Genomic DNA, 19,719 nt, shown 5'->3' with positions numbered 1-19,719 from the left:
CGGAGCTCCGCTGATGCGACGAGAGGAGAGGCGACGATGACGACGCCCCAGCCCCGCATCGCGACCACCCGCGTGGTCACCGAGATCAACCGCACGGCGATCCTCGACGCGCTGCTCCAGCACGGACCCCTCTCGCGCAAGCAGATCGTGCAGCGCACCGGGCTGAGCTCGGCCACCGTCGAGCGCCTCTCGGCCGCCCTGCTCTCCGAGAACCTGATCGCGGTCGACGGCCTCGAGCGCTCCTCCGGCGGCCGCCCCTCCTACCTCCTGCGCTACGCCGGGTCCTCCCGCGCCGTCGCGGCGATCGAGGTGTCCGAGACCGCGGTCCGGGGCCGGCTCGTCGACTTCGACGGCGCGAGCGTCGCGGAGGAGCGGATCGAGTTCGAGACGGGCCCCGCCTCCTCCGCCGCGACCGTGCGCCTCGAGGGCACCCTCGCGCTGGTCGAGGCGCTCGTGGCGGCCGCGGCGCAGCAGGGCCGCCTCTGCACGGGCATCGGGGTCTCGGTGCCCGGCATCGTGCACGAGGGCCGCGTGATGAACACGGTCGAGCTCGGCTGGCGCGAGATCCCGCTCGGAGCGATCATCGAGACCCGCACGGGCATCCCGACCCTCGTCGAGAACGACGCCAACGCCATCGCGTACGGCGAGTGGTCGCAGGGTGCCGCGGTCGGCACGCAGAGCGCGGCCTCGTACGTGCTGGGCGTCGGAGTCGGCGCCGGAGTCGTGAACGACGGCGCGATCTACCACGGGGCCCGCTCGGGAGCAGGCGAGATCGGCTTCCTCTTCGCCGACTCCTCCGCCCTGCGCCGCTACTTCACCGAGCAGGGCGACCTCGAGACCCGCATCGCCGCGATCGGCGAGCGCAGCGACTCCGGACCCGCCGCCGTAGCGCGGCTGATCGACTCCGCCGCGGCCGGCGACCCGGCCGTCTCGGCGGCCGCCGACGAGCTCTTCGACCTGCTCGCGTTCTCGTGCGGCGCCCTCGCGACGATCCTCGACCCCGAGGTGATCGTGCTCGCCGGGCACCTCACCCGCGCCCCCGAGTTCGCGATCGAGCAGATCTCGAAGCGGCTGGTCGGCCGCATCCCGTTCCCCCCGAGGCTCCTGGCGGGGTCGCTCGGCCCCGACGCCGCCCTCGTCGGCGTGGGCGAGCTGATCGCCCGACACGTGAGAGGTTCCACCTACCTTGCTCGATGAACTCCCCCTGGCCGCCGTCCGCACGGCGACCCCGCTCGCCCTGCGCATCGGGATCGACGTGGGCGGCACCAAGACCCACGTCGCCGCGGTCGGCGACGACGGCGCCCGCCTCGACCACGTCGTCCCCTCGTCGAGCTGGCGCACGGGAGCCCTCTTCTCGGACTCGGGCAATCTGGCCCGCCTGGCCGACCTGATCCGCTCGCTCGTGCGCCTCGACGAGCGCACGACCCTCGCCGCCGGGATGCACGGCTGCGACACCCCCGCGCAGGTCGCCCTCGCCGCGCGCACGCTCGAGCGGCTGCTCGCCGCGCCGGTCCGCGTCGTCAACGACGCCGAGCTGCTGGGCCACGCGGCCCGGGTCGGCGAGTGCCTGCAGATGATCGTCGGCACCGGCGCCGTGGTCGTCGGGCGCACCGCGACGGGAGCGACGATCACCGCGGACGGCTACGGCTGGCTGCTCAGCGACTTCGGCAGCGCGCCCGCCCTGCTCCGCGAGAGCGTGCGCGAGGCGCTGGTGCGCGCCGACCGCGACGAGCTCGGCGACGACTCCCTCGTCGCGGCGCTGCAGAGCGCCTACGGGGTCCCGGATCTGACCGAGCTCGCCCTCGCCGTGACCGAGCGCGCGGGGCTGACGGAGTGGGGCGGGCACGCTCCGCTCGTCTTCGCCCATGCCGACCGCGGCTCGGCCGTGGCCGTGCACGTGATCACGGAGGCGGCCCGCCGGCTCGCGGGGAACGTCGCGTCGCTCCTGGCCCGAGGCGCTCTCGGCGACTGCGTGGTGGCGGCCGGCGGAGTGATCACGAACCAGCCGCGCCTGCAGCACGAGCTGCGGCTCGCCCTGGCCGAGGTCGCTCCCGGCGTGCGGCTCGAGGTGCTCGACGCGCCTCCCGTCGACGGAGCGCTCGTGCTCGCCGGCGCCGCCCCCGACGAGCGCCACCACCCCGCCCCGTGAGAGGGGCCGGGCTCCTCGAACCCGGCCGCCGCGGAGTCGCCCTGGCCTACGCGTTCAACGGGTTCGCGCTCGCGAGCTGGACCGCGCGGCTGCCGGGCATCCGTGCGGCGGTCGACCTCGATGCGGCGGGGCTCGGCGTCCTGCTCACCGCCGGCGCGATCGGCACCCTGCTGACGGTCCCCGTCGCCGGACGCCTCGTCGCCCGCCTCGGCGCGCTGCCCACCTACCGCCTGGCCACGCTCGTCTTCGCCGCCGCGTACCTCCTGCTCGCCGTCGCGCTGCTGCTCGGGCAGGTGCCGCTGCTGCTCGTCGGCAACGCGGTGCACGGAGTGGCGTTCGCGCTGACCAACGTGCCGCAGTCGATCCTCGCCGCGGGCAGCGAGCGCCGGGTGGGGCGCACGATCCTGCCGCAATTCCACGCGGGCTACTCGATCGGATCCGCGCTGGGCGCGCTGCTCGGAGGGGCGTCCTCGGCCGCCGGAGTGTCGCCCGCCGCGCAGTTCCTCGCCCTGGCCGTGGCGGCGGTCGTCGTGCGGTGGAGCATCGGCCGCCACGTCGCTCCGCTCGCCGCCTCGCTCGCACACGAGCGCCGCTCCGCCCTGGCCGCTCGCGCCGCGGCGCTGGTGCAGAGCGGGCCCGTGCCGGTCGTGCCGCGCGGCAGCCGCCGGTTCGGCCTCGGCGTCTGGACGCATCCGCAGGTGCTGCTGCTCGGGCTGATCGTGTTCGCGGCAGCGCTGTCGGAGGGGACGGCCACCAACTGGTCGGCGGTCGCCGTGGTCGACGCGTTCGGAGTGACCGAGGCCGACGCGTCCCTCGGCATCACCGTGTTCCTGGTCGCGCAGACCGTGCTGCGGCTGACCGGCGGGCCGCTGATCGACCGGCTCGGGCGGGTGCGGGTGCTGACGCTGTCGTGCGCGGCGGCGGTCGCCGGCATCGCGCTGTTCGTGCTCGCTCCGGGGTTCCCGGCGGCGCTGGCGGGGCTCGCGCTCTGGGGAGCCGGATCGGCTCTGGCGGTGCCGATCGGCATCGCGGCGGCCGCGGCGGATCCGATCGACGGGCCCTCGCGCGTCGCGGCGGTCACGTCGCTGTCCTCGGTCGCGAACATCGCGGGGCCGCCCGCGATCGGCGCTCTGGCGGTGCCGCTGGGCGTGCGCCCGGCGATGCTGGCGGTGGCGGTCGTCGTCGCCGCGGCGGTCGCAGCGGCTCCGCGCGCGCTGCGCCCTCGGCGCTGAGGGTGCACCCGGAGGCGGGGCCGGGGCAACCCCTGGGGCACGCCTCCCGAGCGAGCGCAGACTGGCACCGGCCCCGCCGACCGGTGGGCGCTCTTCGACGGAAGGAACGACCATGGACCTCGGTGGACTCGGCGACAAGGCCAAGGACTTCGCGAACAGCGACAAGGGCGAGAAGCTGACCGATCAGGGCCTCGACAAGGCGGGCGACGCCGCGGGCAAGGCCTCGGGCGGCAAGTTCGACGGGCAGATCGACGGCGCCGAGAAGGCGGCCGACCAGCGCATCGGCGACGAGTAGCCGCTCCGACGACTCGACGCGAACGGGGCCCTGCGCACGGCGCGGGCCCCGTTCCGTGTCCACTGGGCCCGGACGGCGAGCGCGAGTGGGCGCGAATCGGGGCCTGCAACTCGCGCAGACCCCGGAACGTGCCGTCTCGCGAGCGGCGCCCGATCAGCTCGCGCGCAACACCCGGAGCAGCGCCAGCACGACGACCGCCGAGCGATCCGCCGCGTCGTCCACGTGCGCCTCGAACTGCCCCGGCGCGCACAGGTCCGAGATCCCGCGGACCGACACGAACGGCACTCCGTGCACGTGCGCCGTCTGCGCGAGCGACACCGACTCCATGTCGGTCGCCAGCGCCGCCGGGAACGCCCCGAGCACCCGCTCGACGTGGTCGCCCGAGACGAACACGTCGCCCGACACGATCAGCCCGCGGCGCACCGGGACCGCGCCGTTCGGCACCTCCGCGACCAGCTCGGCCGTCAGAGCGGGGGCGTGCCCGGAGTAGCGCGCCGGCATCCCGGGCACCTGTCCGAGCGCGTAGCCGAAGGCCCGCGCGTCGGCGTCCGTCTGCACGTACTCGTCGCCGACGACCACGTCGCCGACGCGCACATCCGCCCCGAGACCGCCCGCCGACCCGGCGCTGACGACCAGCGGCGACGGGTCCCGGAGGATCGCCGCCGTCAGCCCGCCGGCCGCGTTCACGAGGCCCACGCCGGTGCGCACCAGCAGCACCGATCCGCCGTCGATCGAGAGATCCCACTGCAGCGAGTTGCCGACCGTCCGCGGCTCGGAGGCGCGCTCGGCCTTCGCGAGGAACGGCTCCGCCTCCTCGTCCATCGCCACCAGGACGATCGCGTCGCTCACGCGGTCACCGTCTCCCACTCGTCGCGCTGCGCGAGGAACGTGCGCGCCGCCTCCTGCGCGCCCTCGAGCGAGTGGTTCGCGCCCCAGCCGCACTGCGTCTCGTTGGCGGCGGGCACCTCGTCGGCCTCGGTGATGTCGCGGAGGGTGTCCTCGACGAGCGAGAGCACCTCGGGCAGCTCGGGCTCGCCCGCGAGGATCAGGTAGAAGCCGGTCTGGCAGCCCATCGGCGAGAAGTCGACCACGCGGTCGGAGTGGTTGCGCGACTTCTCGGCGAACAGGTGCTCGAGCGAGTGCACGGTCGGCATCTCGAGGTGGGCGCGGTTGGGCTGGGTGAAGCGCACGTCGTACTTCACGAGGCGGCTGCCGCCCGGCAGGGTCTTGGCGTCGGCGAGGCGCACGTACGGCGCGGCGACGGTGCGGTGGTCGAGGTTGAACGACTCGACGTTCATGCGCGGCTGATCCACGGTGGTCTCCTTCGCTGGGGTCCCTCCATTCTCCTCCGCCCGCGCCGGGGGAACCCTCACGCCCCCGGCACGAACCGGTAGCCCATCCCGGCCTCCGTCAGCAGGTACCGCGGGTGCGACGGATCGGGCTCGAGCTTCTTGCGCAGCTGCGCCAGGTAGAGGCGCAGGTAGCCGGTGTCGGTGACGTGGGTCGGACCCCAGATCTCGTCGAGCAGCGAGCGGCGCGTGACCAGCCTGCCCGCGTTCCGCACCAGGATCTCGAGCACCTGCCACTCCGTCGGGGTGAGCCGCACCGAGGCCCCCGCCCGCGTCGCGCTCTTCGCGACCAGGTCGATCGTCACTTCGCCGATGACCACGAGCGGCTCGCCGTCGGCCGGCTGCACGCGCCGCGACAGGGCCCGGATGCGCGCGAGCACCTCGTCCATCGAGAACGGCTTCGTCACATAATCGTCGGCTCCGGCGTCGAGCGCGTCGACCTTGTCGGCCGCGCCCGTCCGCCCCGACACCACGAGGATCGGCGCGCTCGTCCAGCCGCGCAGCGCGTGGATCACCTCGACGCCGTCGAGCCGCGGCATGCCCAGGTCGAGCATGTAGAGGTCCGGATGCTCGTCCACGGCGCGGTTGACCGCCTCCGTGCCGTCGCCCGCGGTCACGACCTCGTAGCCGCGCGCCGTGAGCGTGATGCGCAGGGCCCGCAGGATCTGCGGGTCGTCGTCGGCGATCAGGATCTTCACTCGTCCCCCTCGGTCGCGGTCGGCGCCAGCGGCAGCGTCACCACCATGGTCAGTCCGCCTCCCGGCGTGTCCTCGGTCTCGAGTGTGCCGCCCATGCCCTCGGTGAACCCCTTCGACAGGGCGAGTCCCAGGCCGAGCCCCGTCAGGTTGTCGTCGTCGCCCAGGCGCTGGAACGGCACGAAGATCTGCTCCCGGCGCTCGGGCGCGACGCCCGGTCCGTGGTCGACGATGCGGATCTGCCCCGAGCCGCCGAACGCGCTCGTCGCGATCCGCACCCGGGTGCCGGGAGGCGCGTAGCGCGCGGCGTTGGCCAGGAGGTTCACGACGACCCGCTGCAGCAGCCCCGCGTCGGCGAGCATCGACGGCCCGTCGAGGTCGAGGTCGAGGTCGACCTCGCCGGGTCCGAGTCCGAGCTCGTCCAGCGCCGGCAGCACCACGTCGGCCGCGTCCAGCGGAGCGAGCGCCACGGCGAGCGCCCCCGCCTCGAGCCGCGTGACGTCGAGCAGGTCGGTCACGAGCGCGGCCAGCACGGTCAGGCTCTCGTCGGCCGTGGCGAGCAGCTCCTGCCGGTCGCGATCGCTCCACGCGATGTCGGGCGAGCGCAGCCCGCTGACAGCGGCGGTCGCGGCGGCGAGCGGGCGACGCAGGTCGTGGCTGACCGCCGACAGCAGGGCGCTGCGCACCCGGTCGGTCTCGGCCAGCGGAGCGAGCTCGCTCGCCGTCTCGGTCAGCGCCGCGTTCTCGAGGACGGAGTCGAGCTGCGCCGCGATCACCTGCAGCAGCCGCCGCTCGCCCGCCTCCAGCTCGCGGCCGTGCAGCTCGAGCACGGCGGCGGGCCCGACCGGCACCGTCACCGGATCCTCCTGCGGCTCCCCGTCGACGGCCACGACGACTCCGTCGCGCACGAGCCGCACACCGGTGAGCCCGAACGCCTCCCGCGCGCGCTCGAGGATCGCCTGCACGGCGCCCTGCCCGCGGATCACCCCGCCCGCGATCGTCGCGAGCAGCTCGGACTCGGCCCCCGACCGCTCCGCCGCCCGCGAGCGCCGCGCCGCCCGGTCGACCACCGAGCTGACGAGCACCGCGTTCACCACGTAGAGCGCGAGGGCGAGCGCGTGCAGCGGCTCGTCGACCGTGATCGTGTAGAGCGGATCGACGAAGAAGAAGTCGAGGGTGAGTCCCGAGAGCACGGCCGCGAACAGTGCCGGCCAGATCCCTCCGATCAGCGCCACGAGCACCACGAGCAGCTGGTACGAGAGCACGTCGCTCGTGATCGACTCGTCGTTCCGGAGCATCGACAGCAGCCAGGTGAGCAGCGGCCCGCCGACGAGGGCGAGGCCCATGCCCGCCAGCCGGCGCCGCAGGGTCAGCGCCCCCGCGCGCCGGGGCAGCAGCGCGCTCCGCCCCGCCGCCGAGTGGCTGACGATGTGGACGTCGATGTTGCCGGACTCGCGGATGACGGTGGCGCCGATCCCCGGGGTCAGGGCCGCGGCGAGCCGGCTGCGGCGGCTGACGCCCAGCACGAGCTGGGTCGCGTTGACCGAGCGGGCGAACTCGACCAGCGCGCGCGGCACGTCCTCGCCGACGACCTGGTGGTAGCTGCCGCCGAGCGATTCGACCAGCGCGCGCTGCGCCTCGAGCAGGTCCGGGCGCGGCGACCGCAGCCCGTCGGGCGACACGATGTGCACCGCCAGCAGGTCGCCTCCGGAGGAGCGCGCCGCGATCCGCGCCCCGCGCCGCAGCAGGGTCTCGCCCTCCGGCCCTCCGGTGAGCGTCACGACGACGCGCTCGCGCGCCTCCCACGTGCTGTCGATGCCCTGCTCGACGCGGTAGTCGCGGAGCGCGCTGTCGACCTCGTCGGCCAGCCAGAGCAGGGCGAGCTCGCGCAGCGCGGTGAGGTTGCCGAGGCGGAAGTAGTTCGAGAGCGCCGCGTCGATGCGCTCGGGCGGGTAGACGCGGCCGTCGGCGAGGCGGTCGCGCAGCGCCTGCGGGGCGAGGTCGACGACCTCGATCTGGTCGGCGGCGCGCAGCACCGCATCCGGGATCGTCTCGCGCTGCGGCGCCCCGGTGATCGCGTGCACCACGTCGTTGAGCGATTCGATGTGCTGGATGTTGACCGTCGAGAAGACGGTGATGCCGGCGTCGAGCAGCGTCCGCACGTCCTGCCAGCGCTTGTCGTGCCGCGACCCGGGGGCGTTGGTGTGCGCGAGCTCGTCGACCAGGGCGATGTCGGGGCGGCGGGCGAGGACCGCGTCCAGGTCCATCTCCTCGAGCGCGACTCCGCGGTGCTCGACGCGGCGGCGCGGCACGACCTCGAGGCCCTCGAGAACGGAGGCGGTGGCCGAGCGGCCGTGCGTCTCGACCACGGCGACCAATACGTCGCGGCCCTCGTCGGCGAGCCGGCGGCCCTCCTCGAGCATCGTGTAGGTCTTGCCCACGCCGGGCGCCGCACCCAGCAGCACGCGCAGGCGGCCCTTCGTCATGCTCCTGGCCTCACCCTCGGCTCGCAGGACCGGCGCGCGGGAGGCGGGCCGCTCGCGATTCTACGAGCCGGGGGTCGGAGCAGGGCCGTCACAGCCGGTCCAGTGCGAGGTTCAGCTCGAGCACGTTCACGGTCTCCTCGCCGAGGTACCCGAGCCCCCGCGGCTGCACCGAGCTCTCGACGAGCGCGCGGACGTCCTCCACAGCGAGTCCGCGGGCCCGGGCGACGCGGTCCGCCTGCAGCAGGGCGTACTCCGGGCTGATGTCGGGGTCCAGGCCCGAGGCGGAGGCGGTCAGCGCGTCGGCGGGCACGTCGGCCGGGTCGACGCCCTCGAGCGCGGCGATCGCGGCGCGCCGCTCCTGGATCGAGGCGACGAGCTCGGCGTTCTCGGGGCCGAGGTTGCTGCCGCTGGAGGCACCCGCGTCGTAGCCGGCCGCGGACGGCCGCGACTGGAACCACTCCGGCAGCGGGGCGCCGTCGGCGTCGGTGTAGGACTGGCCGATCAGCGACGAGCCGACGACCCGCCCGTCGGCGGACACGAGCGAGCCGTTCGCCTGGGCGGGCAGGGCGAGCTGCCCGACGCCGAGGACGACGAGCGGATAGGCGAGCCCGAGGACCGCGGTCATCGCGATCATCGCGCGCAGGGCGACGGAGTAGGTGCGGAGCGTCATGGTCTCTCTTCTTCCGGGAGCAGTGGGTGGGTTCCCGCGGGACGTCACTCCAGGACATGCCCGAAGAGGCATGCGCCGGTGACGTCCCGCGGACGGGTCGGTCAGAACCCGGGGATCGTCGCGACCACGAGGTCGACGAGCTTGATGCCGACGAACGGAGCGACGACTCCGCCGAGCCCGTAGACGAGCAGGTTGCGGCTGAGCACCTTCGACGCCGAGAGCGGCCGGTAGGCCACCCCGCGCAGCGCCAGCGGGATGAGCGCCACGATCACCAGGGCGTTGAACACGATCGCCGAGAGGATCGCCGAGGCGGGCGAGTGCAGCTGCATCACATTGAGCACCGCGAGCCCCGGGAAGACGCCGGCGAACATCGCCGGGATGATCGCGAAGTACTTCGCGACGTCGTTCGCGATCGAGAACGTGGTCAGCGCCCCGCGGGTGATCAGCAGCTGCTTCCCGATCCGCACGATGTCGATGAGCTTCGTCGGGTCGGAGTCGAGGTCGACCATGTTGCCGGCCTCCTTCGCCGCCGACGTGCCGGTGTTCATCGCCACGCCCACGTCGGCCTGCGCGAGGGCCGGCGCGTCGTTCGTGCCGTCCCCGGTCATCGCGACGAGGTGGCCGCCCTCCTGCTCGCGCCGGATGAGCGCGAGCTTGTCCTCGGGAGTCGCCTCGGCGAGGAAGTCGTCGACCCCCGCCTCCGCCGCGATCGCGCGGGCCGTCAGCGGGTTGTCGCCCGTGATCATCACGGTGCGGATGCCCATCTCGCGGAGCTCCGCGAAGCGCTCGGCGAGGCCGTCCTTCACGACGTCCTTCAGGTGCACGACACCCAGCACGCGGGCACCGGCGCCGTCCTTCACCGCGACGACGAGCGGAGTGCCTCCGCTGCCCGAGACCGCGTCGACCGTCTGCGCGAGCTGTGCGGACAGGGGCGCGGCGAGCGGACCCTCCTGCTCCACCCAGGCGCGGACCGCCGAGGCGGCGCCCTTGCGGATCTCCGTGCCGTCGGGCAGGTCGAGTCCGCTCATCCGGGTCTGCGCCGTGAACGGCACGACCACCGCGGGTCCGGGATCCGCGACCGTGCGACCGGACGCGATCGCCAGGTCCACGATCGACCGCCCCTCGGGGGTCGGATCGCTGAGCGAGGACGACGCCGCGGCGTCCGCGAGCGCGGCCTGCGCCACTCCCGCCACCGGCAGGAACTCGGTGGCGCGCCGGTTGCCGTAGGTGATCGTGCCGGTCTTGTCGAGCAGCAGCGTCGTCACGTCGCCCGCGGCTTCGACCGCGCGGCCCGACATCGCGAGCACGTTGCGCTGCACGAGCCGGTCCATGCCGGCGATGCCGATCGCCGAGAGCAGCGCTCCGATGGTGGTCGGGATGAGGCAGACCAGCAGCGCCACGAGCACCGGCACGCTGACCGGGGCCGCCGCGTACGACGCGATCGGGTTCAGGGTCAGCACGACGACCACGAACACGATCGACAGGCTCGCGAGCAGGATGTCGAGCGCGATCTCGTTCGGCGTCTTCTGCCGCGACGCGCCCTCGACCAGCCCGATCATGCGGTCGACGAAGGTCTCGCCGGGCTTCGAGGTGATGCGCACGACGATGCGGTCCGAGAGCACCCGGGTGCCTCCGGTGACCGCGCTGCGATCTCCCCCGCTCTCGCGGACGACCGGAGCCGACTCCCCCGTGATCGCGGATTCGTCCAGGGAGGCGATGCCCCAGACGATGTCGCCGTCGCCGGGGACGAGGTCGCCGGCCTCGGCCACGACCACGTCGCCGAGCTGCAGCTTCGACGACGGCACCTCGCGCAGCTCGGCCCCCGCGGCCGACGGATCCGCCGGGTCGTAGTCGATGACGCGGCGGGCCGGAGTGCTGGTGCGGGTCCTGCGCAGACTCTCGGCCTGCGCCTTGCCTCGCCCCTCGGCCACCGACTCCGCGAGGTTCGCGAAGACCACGGTCAGCCAGAGCCACAGCGCGATGCCCGCCGTGAACGTGACCGGCACGGTCGAGCCGCCCGACGGCTCCGGCCCGCCGAGGAACGGCTCGGCGATCGCCAGCACCGTCAGCAGCACCGCGCCGATCTCGACGAGGAACATCACCGGGTTGTGCCGCATCAGGCGCGGATCGAGCTTCCGGACGGCGCCCGGCAGCGCGGCGACGAGCTGGCGCGGCCCGAAGGCGGCCCGCCCCGCTCGCGGAGCCGGAGTCGGCTCGACAGGGGGTGCGGTGAGAGTGGACGACATGATCAGAGCCCTTCCGCCAGGGGTCCCAGCGCGAGTACGGGGAAGTAGGTGAGGGCGGTGACGACGAGGGTCACTCCCACGAGGAGCCCGACGAACTGCGGTCGCGCGGTCGGCAGCGTGCCCGCGCTCGCGGGCACCGCCTTCTGCGCGGCGAGCGATCCGGCGAGCGCGAGCACCAGCACGATCGGCAGGAACCGGCCGAGCAGCATCGCGACTCCGAGAGCCGTGTTCAGCCACGGAGTGTTCGCGGTGAGCCCCGCGAACGCCGAGCCGTTGTTGTTCGCGGCCGAGGTGAAGGCGTAGAGCACCTCCGACAGGCCGTGCAGTCCGGGGTTCCAGATCGACGTGCTCTCGACGTCCTCGCGCACCGCGGGGATCGCGAAGCTCAGCGCGGTGCTGGCGAGCACGAGGGTCGGGGTGACCAGGATGTACAGGCTCGCGAGCGTGATCTCGCGCTGCCCGAGCTTCTTGCCCAGGTACTCCGGGGTGCGCCCGACCAGCAGCCCGCCGACGAACACGGCGAGGATCGCGAGCACGAGCATCCCGTAGAGCCCCGAGCCGACACCGCCCGGCGCGACCTCGCCGAGCATCATGTTCAGCATCGGCATCATGCCGCCGAGCGGCGTCGCGGAGTCGTGCATCGAGTTCACCGCGCCGGTCGAGGTGAGCGTGCTCGCGCTGCCGAAGAGCGTCGAGCCCGCGATGTCGAAACGCGTCTCCTTGCCCTCCAGCGCGGCTCCCGCGGCCTGCGCCGCCGATCCGCCGCCGGCAAGCTCGAGCGCGGTGAACGCGCCGAGCGACACGGTGAAGACGACGGCCATCGCGGCGAGGATCGCGCGGCCCTGCCGCACGTCGCCGACCATCCGCCCGAAGGTGCGCGGCAGGCTGAACGGGATCGCCAGCATCAGCACGATCTGCAGCAGATTCGTCCAGGCCGAGGGGTTCTCGAACGGATGCGCGGAGTTGGCGTTGAAGTACCCGCCGCCGTTCGTCCCCAGCATCTTGATCGCCTCCTGCGACGCGACCATGCCGCCCGGGATGCTCTGCGCGCCGCCCGTCAGCGTCTCCACCTCGAGCGGAGAGGCGAGGTTCTGCACCACGCCTCCCGCGACCAGCACGATCGCGGCCACGACCGAGAGCGGCAGCAGCAGGCGCAGCACGCCGCGGGTCAGATCGACCCAGAAGTTGCCGAGCGTGCCGGAGGAGCGCCGCGCGAATCCGCGGATCAGCGCCACGGCGACGGCCAGGCCCACCGCGGCCGAGACGAAGTTCTGCACGGCGAGCCCGCCGAGCTGCACGGCGTAGCCGAGGGTGAGCTCCGGCGAGTACGACTGCCAGTTCGTGTTCGTGACGAACGAGATCGCGGTGTTGAACGCGAGTCCCTCGGGCACGGCGGGCAGCCCGAGCGAGCCGGGCAGCACCGCCTGCAGGCGCTGCATCCCGTAGAGCAGCAGCACCCCGATCAGCGAGAACGCGAGCACGGCGCGCAGGTACGCGCGCCAGCTCTGCTCGGACGAGGAGTCCACTCCGATCACCCGGTAGAGGCCGCGCTCGAGGGCGAGGTCGCGGCGAGAGGAGTAGAGGCGCGCCATTCCGTCACCCAGCGGGCGGTGCACGAGCGCGAGAGCGAGGCCGACGGTGGCGACCTGGAGGACGGCGAGGAGCGTGTCCATCAGAACCGCTCCGGCCGCACGAGCGCGACGAGGAGGAACACCACGGCGCCGATCGCGAGGACCGCGGCGAGCGCGTCGAAGACGATCACCGCGACTCCTCCGACTCGCGGGCCGCACGGGGGGCGGCGGCGCGGACCGGCGGCCCGAGCTTCTCCACCCCCCGGGCGGCGAGGCCGATGACGAGGAACAGGGCGAGCACGCCGAGGAGGTAGGCGAGGTCGAGCACGGAGGACTCCATCCGGAGGCGGACGGCGCTCGAGCGAGCGCACGAGTCCCGATGCAACACCCGCGCACGGCCCCCGGATCCGCTCCTCACGGTTTCCCTACGGCCCGCCCCGGATTGCTCACGGTTCCCCTACGGCCGACCTCGTGAGAGCGGTCTCCCCCTGCGACAGCGGGGGTCTCGCCACGAAGGTCACGGTTCGGCAACGGTCGTCAGCGCGCTTTACAGCGGCCGGGTCGCGCAATATGTTGTCTCCGTGGACAAAGCCCCTCGGGGCTCCCCGCCCTACCCCGGGCGACGACACGACGGCGTGCATCCATCCGTGCACGCTCTCGCGCCGTCCTTCTCACTCGGACACTGCTTTCAGAGAGGAATGCACTCCATGACGTTCTCGCGTGGACTCACGACGCTGGCCACCGCCGGCCTCATCACCCTCGGCCTCGCCGCCTGCTCGGCCAGCCCCGCCAACTCCGGCGGCGCCGCGAGCGGCGAGGGCGCCGAAGGCGACTGCACCGTGGGCATCTCGATGCCCACCCGCAGCCTCGAGCGCTGGATCAACGACGGCGAGGGACTCCAGTCCCAGCTCGAGGACGAGGGCTGCACCGTCGACCTCCAGTACGCCGACAACAAGACCGACCAGCAGATCTCGCAGATCCAGAACCAGATCGCCGGCGGCTCCAAGATCCTCGTGATCGCGGCCATCGACGGAGAGGCGCTCGCGCCGGTCCTGTCCGAGGCGAAGAAGCAGAACGCGACCGTCATCGCCTACGACCGCCTGATCAACGGCACCGCCGACGTCGACTACTACGCGACGTTCGACAACTACAAGGTCGGCCAGCTCCAGGGCCAGTACATCGAGGAGACCCTCGACCTCGCCAACGCCGCGGGTCCCTTCACCCTCGAGCCCTTCGCCGGCAGCCCCGACGACAACAACGCCAAGTTCTTCTTCTCGGGTGCGTGGGACGTCCTGCAGCCCTACGTCGAGAGCGGCAAGCTCGTCGTCCCCTCGGGCAAGTCGCCCGCCTCGAACGACGACTGGGCCTCCATCGGCATCCAGGGCTGGGCCTCCGACAAGGCGCAGTCCGAGATGGACAACCGCCTCTCCTCCTTCTACACGGGCGACCAGAAGGTCGACGTGGTCCTCTCCCCCAACGACAGCCTCGCGATCGGCATCGAGGCGTCGCTGAAGTCGGCCGGCTACGCGCCCGGCGCCGACTACCCGGTGATCACCGGTCAGGACGCCGACAAGGCCAACGTCAAGGCGATCCTCGCCGACGAGCAGTCCATGACCGTGTGGAAGGACACCCGCACCCTGGGCGACCGCGTCTTCCAGATGGTGCAGTCGATCGTGGCGGGCGAGGAGCCCGAGGTGAACGACACCGAGACGTACGACAACGGCGAGAAGGTCGTCCCCTCCTACCTCCTCGAGCCGCAGGTCGTCGTGAAGGACGACGTGCAGTCGACGCTCGTCGACTCCGGCTTCCTGAAGGCCGGTGACGTCGGGCTCTGATCCCGAGGCGGGGGCGGGGAGGAGTGATCCTCCCCGCCCCCGCTCACCCCGTCCTCACCCACCACGACCACGAAGCGAGGCCCCGTTGGCCAGTCCCATCCTCATCATGCGCGACATCGTCAAGGAGTTCGGCGGCGGCGTCCGCGCCCTCGACGGCGTCTCGCTCTCGGTGCAGCCCGGCGAGGTGCACGCGATCTGCGGCGAGAACGGCGCCGGCAAGTCGACGCTGATGAAAGTCCTCTCGGGCGTCTACCCCACCGGCAGCTTCGAGGGCACGATCGAGTTCGAGGGCCGGGCGGCGCAGTACCGCTCGATCAACGACAGCGAGGCCGACGGCATCGTGATCATCCACCAGGAGCTCGCCCTCAGCCCCTACCTCTCCATCGCCGAGAACATCTTCCTCGGCAACGAGAAGTCCAAGCGCGGAGTCATCGACTGGAACGCGACCAACGCCGAGGCGGCGACGCTGCTCGCGCGCGTCGGCCTCGCCGAGAACCCCGCGACGAAGATCCTCGAGCTCGGAGTCGGCAAGCAGCAGCTCGTCGAGATCGCCAAGGCCCTGGCCAAGCGCGTGAAGCTCCTCATCCTCGACGAGCCCACCGCGGCGCTGAACGACGAGGACAGCGACCACCTGCTGGGCCTGATCGACCAGCTGCGCCGCCAGGGCATCACCTGCATCATCATCAGCCACAAGCTGAAGGAGATCCGCGCGATCGCGGACACCGTCACGATCATCCGCGACGGCCGCACGATCGAGAGCTTCGCGATGACGGCGGAGCAGGCGAGCGAGAGCCGCATCATCCGCGCGATGGTCGGCCGCGACCTCAACAGCATGTTCCCGCCGCGCGATCCGCAGATCGGCGAGGAGAAGCTCCGCGTCGAGAACTGGACCGTCCACCACCCCGTCGACGTCGACCGCGTAGTCGTCGAGAACGCCTCCTTCACCGTGCGCGCCGGCGAGATCGTCGGATTCGCGGGGCTGATGGGCGCGGGCCGCACCGAGCTCGCGATGAGCATCTTCGGCCGCAGCTACGGCACCGGCATCTCGGGCCGCGTCTTCAAGGACGGCAAGGAGATCCAGACCCGCACCGTCGACGAGGCGATCCGCAACGGCCTCGCCTACGCGACGGAGGACCGCAAGCGCTACGGCCTCAACCTCATCGGCGACATCACCGTCAACGTCTCGGCCGCCGCGCTCTCGCGCCTCGCCCGTCTCGGCGTGATCGACAAGCACCGCGAGTACAAGGTCGCCGACTCCTACCGCTCGAAGATGAACATCAAGGCCCCGAGCGTCTCGGCCGTCACCGGCAAGCTCTCCGGAGGCAACCAGCAGAAGGTCGTCCTCTCGAAGTGGATCTTCTCGGGTCCCGACGTGCTGATCCTCGACGAGCCCACCCGCGGCATCGACGTGGGGGCCAAGTACGAGATCTACGGCATCATCAACGAGCTCGCGGCCCAGGGCAAGGCCGTCGTCGTGATCTCGTCCGAGCTGCCCGAGCTGATCGGGCTCTCCGACCGCATCTACACCATCTCCGAAGGCCGCATCTCGGGCGAGGTCGCCCGCGCCGATGCGACCCAGGAGCACCTCATGCACTTCATGACCGCAGGGAAGGACCAGGCCCGATGAGCGCCACGACCACCACAGCGCCGAGCGGCACACCCGCGAACACGCCGTCCACGCCGCCGCGGCGCGGGCTCCGGATGAACGTCAACCTGCGGCAGTACGGCATCCTCGCCGCGCTCGGCGTCATCATCCTGCTCTTCCAGCTCCTCACCGGCGGGCGCCTGCTCCTGCCCGGCAACGTCAACAACCTGATCCAGCAGAACGCCTACGTGCTGATCCTCGCGATCGGCATGGTGATGGTGATCATCGCCGGCCACATCGACCTCTCGGTCGGCTCGGTCGTGGCGATGGTCGGAGCGATCTCGGCGATCGCGATGAACAACTGGGGCCTGCCCTGGGGCGTCGCCGTCGTCGTGGCGCTCCTCACCGGAGCGCTGGTCGGCGCCTGGCAGGGCTTCTGGGTGGCGTTCGTGGGCATCCCCGCGTTCATCGTCACCCTCGCGGGCATGCTGATCTTCCGCGGATTCACGCTGGTGCTGCTCACCGGCGGCACGATCAACGGCCTCCCGACCGCCTTCACCGCCATCGGGGCCGGCTGGCTCCCGGGCGTCCTCGGCGGCATCCTCGGCCGCGATGCGCTCACCCTCCTGCTCGGAGTCGTCGTCTCGGCGGTCCTCGTCGTGCAGCAGCTGCGCACCCGCGCCACGCTCCGCCGCCTCGAGCTCCCGCGCGAGCCGATCGCGTCGTTCTGGATCAAGGCCGCCATCGCGGTCGTCGCGATCATGGCCCTCGCCTGGCTCCTCGCCGGCTACAGCGGCACCCCGATCATCCTGATCGTGCTCGCCGTGCTGATCCTCGCCTACAGCTTCGTCCTCGGCCGCACTGTGTTCGGCCGCCACATCTACGCGATGGGCGGCAACCTCTTCGCCGCGATGATGTCGGGCGTGAAGACGAAGTGGGTCAACTTCTTCATCTTCGTGAACATGGGCGTGCTGGCCGGAGTCGCGGGCGTCGTGAGCACGGCCCGCGCGGGCGGTGCCGTCGCCTCCGCCGGGCAGAACTACGAGCTCGACGCGATCGCCGCGGTCTTCATCGGCGGAGCCGCGGTGCAGGGCGGAGTCGGCACCGTCGTCGGCGCCGTCATCGGCGGCCTCGTGATGGGCGTGCTCAACATGGGCCTGTCGATCCTGTCGGTCGACGCCGCGTGGCAGATGGCCATCAAGGGCTTCGTGCTGCTGCTCGCCGTCGCGTTCGACATCTTCAACAAGCGGCGGGCGGGCGGCCGCTAGCCGCTCCCGGATCGCCTCGGGCGGGCCCTCTACTATGACGGGGCCCGCCCGAGTCGTCCGACCGCGCCGCGGGCCACCGACGAGAGACGGATCACCATGGCTGGAGCAGTCGGAGCGTCGAGCAACGCCCTGCTCCGCCGCCACAATCTCGCCGCGATCGCCACGCTCGTCCACCGCTCCGGACCCCTCAGCCGGGCCGAGCTCGGCCAGCGCACCGGCCTGAACCGCTCCGCCGTCGCGAACCTGGTCGGCGAGCTGTCCGGCCTGGGCTGGGTGGAGGAGGAGACGACCGCTCCCACGGGCCGCATCGGCCGCCCGAGCGCCACCGTCGTCCCCGGTCGCGCCTTCGCCGTGGTCGGGGTGCACCTCGACACCGACGCGATCATCGTCGGCCTCGTCGGCATGAACGGCGACCTCCTGCGCCGCGTCCGCTTCGACACCCCCACTCCCGCCACCCCCGACACCGTCGTGCGCGTCGTGTCCGGCATCGTCGAGGGCTTCCGCTCCGAGAAGGAGGGGCACCGCATCCTGGTCGGCGCGGGGGTCGCGGTCCCGGGCCTGGTGCACGGCGACTCCGGCTTCGTGCACATCGCGCCGCATCTGGGCTGGCGCGACGTCGACCTCGCGACGCGCCTGGGCCGCGCGCTCGCCCTGCCGGTCTCGGTCGGCAACGACGCGAGCCTCGGTGCGATCGGCGAGTCGCTCTTCGGAGCCGCGCGCGGCGTCGCCGACGTCGTCTACGTCACCGGTGGCGCGAGCGGCATCGGCGGCGGAGTGATCATCGACGGCCTCCCCCTGCGCGGCTCCTCCGGATTCGCCGCCGAGCTCGGCCACACCCTCGTCGCCGCCGGGGGGACCCGCTGCGGCTGCGGCCGCCACGGCTGCCTCGAGGCCGAGGTGCGGATGCGCTCGCTCCTCGACGTCCTCGGCGCGCGGGTCCTCGACCAGGACGAGCTCGACATCGCGCTCGGCACCTCCCGCGACCCCGCCGTCCTCGCCGAGGTCGCCCGCCAGGTCGACCTCCTGGCCGAGGGCCTCTCCACCTTCATCAACCTGTTCAATCCCACCTCCGTCGTCCTCGGCGGCTTCCTCGGCTCCCTCCTCACCGTCGACCGCGAGCGCCTCGCCGCACGGGTCTCGGCGCGCGCCCTCAGCGACCTCGCCCGCGGCGTCCGGATCGAGCGCGCGGCGCTCCGGTCGCGTCTGGAGCTCGTGGGCGCCGCGGAGCTACCCTGGCGGCGGGCGCTCGCGGATCCGGCAGCCGTCGGCGGCGGCTCCCCCGAGTCGGACCCGGTCGCCGCGACCGAGGCCGTCGACGCCCGCTGGTGATGGCGGCGCCCGAGACCGGCGAGCGCCGCCCGCCGCAGAAGTAAGGAGAACGTCGTGGCCGACTTCAACGAGACGATCATCGAGGAGTTCCGCGCGAACGGCGGAACGGTGACGACCGCCGGCTTCGGCCGCTCGCTCGTGCTGCTGCACCACGTCGGCGCCCGCTCCGGCGAGGAGCGCATCGCGCCCCTGATGGCGCTGCACCCCTCGAACGACGTCTGGCTCCTGGCCGCCTCCGCCGCGGGCGCGCCGAAGCACCCCGCCTGGTTCCACAACCTCGTCGCCGAGCCCGACACCGTGATCGAGACTCCCGACGACGGAACGGTCCCCGTCCGGGCCCGCGTCCTCGAGGGCGCCGAGCGCGACGCCGACTGGACCCTCTTCACCGACGCCTCCGAGGGCTTCGCCGGCTACGAGAAGAAGACGACCCGCGTCATCCCCGTCGTCGAGCTCACCCGCCGCTGACCTCTGCCGCGAGACCGGAGTCGCGTCCTCAGCGGAACGGCACCGGCACGATGTCCGGCGTGCTCCAGCGCAACGCGACCCGCTCGCCGAAGCCGTCGCGCCGCAGCTCCGCCTCGAGCGCGTCGATCACGAGCGGCAGCAGCCGTCGGTGCTCCGTCATCACGTCGAGCACGAGCACCGGCCCCACCGTGACGAGGGTCGAGCCCACCCCCGGGACGATCGCGAGGAACCGCTGCGCGTCCACCTGGACGTGCCGGTGCCCGCGCAGCCGGCGCAGCAGCACGGGCAGGGCGAGGGCGTCGAGCGGAGTCACATCGGCACGCAGCGGGATCACCCGCCGAGCATCGCGCCCGCCGGCGTCCGCCCGGTGAACGCCCGCCCGTCCCCCGGTGTCCGCCGTCCCTCCGCGAGGTGCCGTCCCGCGCACGACGCGCCACGCGGGCGTCCTCGCCGTGACGAGTCGCGGAAAATCGACCACCACCTCCCGCAGCGGACCGAGCCCGATCGCGCGCGCCGTTCGGGGGCCACTCGGCAGCGACCGCGG

Annotated in this window: 19 protein-coding genes; 9 read left to right on the top strand and 10 right to left on the bottom strand. The window is 72.7% G+C overall.

Translation table 11 applies throughout. From position 1 onward, the window contains the following. The first annotated feature begins 36 nt into the window (after nt 1-36). The 4 genes from ASF48_RS16155 to ASF48_RS16140 all read left to right on the top strand — a co-directional run bounded on the left by ASF48_RS16155 (nt 37) and on the right by ASF48_RS16140 (nt 3,676). Nucleotides 37-1,197, top strand: a complete 1,161-nt coding sequence (locus ASF48_RS16155; protein ID WP_055794010.1) for an ROK family transcriptional regulator — start codon at nt 37-39, stop codon at nt 1,195-1,197. Continuing rightward, complete coding sequence (locus tag ASF48_RS16150) at nt 1,187-2,149, top strand: hypothetical protein (RefSeq protein ID WP_055794009.1); 963 nt, start codon at nt 1,187-1,189, stop codon at nt 2,147-2,149. The genes ASF48_RS16155 and ASF48_RS16150 overlap by 11 nt, the downstream gene beginning before the upstream one ends. Next, complete coding sequence (locus ASF48_RS16145) at nt 2,146-3,381, top strand: MFS transporter (RefSeq protein WP_055794008.1); 1,236 nt, start codon at nt 2,146-2,148, stop codon at nt 3,379-3,381. Before ASF48_RS16150 ends, ASF48_RS16145 begins: the two co-directional genes overlap by 4 nt. A 112-nt stretch (nt 3,382-3,493) precedes the next feature. Then, entirely contained in the window at nt 3,494-3,676 is a 183-nt protein-coding gene (locus tag ASF48_RS16140; protein WP_055794007.1) for an antitoxin, read from the top strand. Between the two features lie 153 nt (nt 3,677-3,829). Here ASF48_RS16140 and mtnN read toward each other — a convergent pair whose 3' ends face one another. The 9 genes from mtnN to ASF48_RS19685 all read right to left on the bottom strand — a co-directional run bounded on the left by mtnN (nt 3,830) and on the right by ASF48_RS19685 (nt 13,021). Then, on the bottom strand, nt 3,830-4,525 hold the full coding sequence (gene mtnN, locus ASF48_RS16135) for a 5'-methylthioadenosine/S-adenosylhomocysteine nucleosidase (RefSeq protein WP_235577273.1): 696 nt from the start codon (nt 4,523-4,525) through the stop codon (nt 3,830-3,832). Next, nucleotides 4,522-4,974 carry an S-ribosylhomocysteine lyase gene (locus tag ASF48_RS16130; RefSeq protein ID WP_055794314.1) on the bottom strand — a complete coding sequence of 151 codons (453 nt, stop codon included), beginning with the start codon at nt 4,972-4,974 and terminating at the stop codon, nt 4,522-4,524. Before ASF48_RS16130 ends, mtnN begins: the two co-directional genes overlap by 4 nt. A gap of 71 nt (nt 4,975-5,045) precedes the next feature. Beyond that, nucleotides 5,046-5,723, bottom strand: a complete 678-nt coding sequence (locus tag ASF48_RS16125) for a response regulator (protein ID WP_055794006.1) — start codon at nt 5,721-5,723, stop codon at nt 5,046-5,048. Further along, nucleotides 5,720-8,206 (bottom strand): DUF4118 domain-containing protein, encoded by a 2,487-nt coding sequence (locus tag ASF48_RS16120; RefSeq protein WP_055794005.1) that lies wholly within the window; start codon nt 8,204-8,206, stop codon nt 5,720-5,722. The genes ASF48_RS16125 and ASF48_RS16120 overlap by 4 nt, the downstream gene beginning before the upstream one ends. An 88-nt stretch (nt 8,207-8,294) precedes the next feature. Then, nucleotides 8,295-8,876: a potassium-transporting ATPase subunit KdpC gene (gene kdpC / locus ASF48_RS16115; protein ID WP_055794004.1), complete on the bottom strand. Its 582-nt coding sequence runs from the start codon at nt 8,874-8,876 to the stop codon at nt 8,295-8,297. 101 nt (nt 8,877-8,977) lie between these two features. Then, a complete protein-coding gene (kdpB, locus tag ASF48_RS16110) occupies nt 8,978-11,122 on the bottom strand; it encodes a potassium-transporting ATPase subunit KdpB (RefSeq protein WP_055794003.1) in 2,145 nt (714 codons plus the stop codon). 2 nt (nt 11,123-11,124) lie between these two features. Next, nucleotides 11,125-12,795: a potassium-transporting ATPase subunit KdpA gene (kdpA, locus tag ASF48_RS16105; RefSeq protein WP_055794002.1), complete on the bottom strand. Its 1,671-nt coding sequence runs from the start codon at nt 12,793-12,795 to the stop codon at nt 11,125-11,127. Continuing rightward, entirely contained in the window at nt 12,795-12,884 is a 90-nt protein-coding gene (locus ASF48_RS16100) for a potassium-transporting ATPase subunit F (protein WP_055794001.1), read from the bottom strand. Before ASF48_RS16100 ends, kdpA begins: the two co-directional genes overlap by 1 nt. Continuing rightward, nucleotides 12,881-13,021, bottom strand: coding sequence for a hypothetical protein (locus ASF48_RS19685; protein WP_162238042.1), 141 nt, complete (start codon nt 13,019-13,021; stop codon nt 12,881-12,883). Before ASF48_RS19685 ends, ASF48_RS16100 begins: the two co-directional genes overlap by 4 nt. Nucleotides 13,022-13,400: 379 nt before the next feature. On the opposite strand from ASF48_RS19685, the gene chvE reads away from it, so the two are divergent. From chvE to ASF48_RS16075, 5 genes are all read left to right on the top strand, one after another. Further along, nucleotides 13,401-14,528, top strand: a complete 1,128-nt coding sequence (chvE, locus tag ASF48_RS16095; protein WP_372488181.1) for a multiple monosaccharide ABC transporter substrate-binding protein — start codon at nt 13,401-13,403, stop codon at nt 14,526-14,528. 106 nt (nt 14,529-14,634) lie between these two features. After that, nucleotides 14,635-16,155, top strand: a complete 1,521-nt coding sequence (gene mmsA / locus ASF48_RS16090; protein ID WP_055793998.1) for a multiple monosaccharide ABC transporter ATP-binding protein — start codon at nt 14,635-14,637, stop codon at nt 16,153-16,155. After that, on the top strand, nt 16,152-17,381 hold the full coding sequence (gene mmsB / locus ASF48_RS16085; RefSeq protein ID WP_055793997.1) for a multiple monosaccharide ABC transporter permease: 1,230 nt from the start codon (nt 16,152-16,154) through the stop codon (nt 17,379-17,381). Before mmsA ends, mmsB begins: the two co-directional genes overlap by 4 nt. Before the next feature lie 96 nt (nt 17,382-17,477). Then, nucleotides 17,478-18,710, top strand: coding sequence for an ROK family transcriptional regulator (locus ASF48_RS16080; protein ID WP_055793991.1), 1,233 nt, complete (start codon nt 17,478-17,480; stop codon nt 18,708-18,710). Nucleotides 18,711-18,764: 54 nt separating this feature from the next. Continuing rightward, entirely contained in the window at nt 18,765-19,175 is a 411-nt protein-coding gene (locus tag ASF48_RS16075; protein WP_055793989.1) for a nitroreductase/quinone reductase family protein, read from the top strand. A 28-nt stretch (nt 19,176-19,203) separates the two neighbouring features. Here ASF48_RS16075 and ASF48_RS16070 read toward each other — a convergent pair whose 3' ends face one another. Beyond that, entirely contained in the window at nt 19,204-19,509 is a 306-nt protein-coding gene (locus ASF48_RS16070) for a hypothetical protein (RefSeq protein ID WP_055793987.1), read from the bottom strand. Between the last annotated feature and the right edge of the window lie 210 nt (nt 19,510-19,719).

It is taken from the genome of Rathayibacter sp. Leaf299, assembly GCF_001423055.1.
In the GTDB taxonomy this organism is placed as follows: Bacteria; Actinomycetota; Actinomycetes; order Actinomycetales; family Microbacteriaceae; genus Rathayibacter; species Rathayibacter caricis.
The sequence above is the reverse complement of the archived record's forward strand: the minus strand, read 5'-3'. Positions and strand labels throughout refer to the sequence as shown.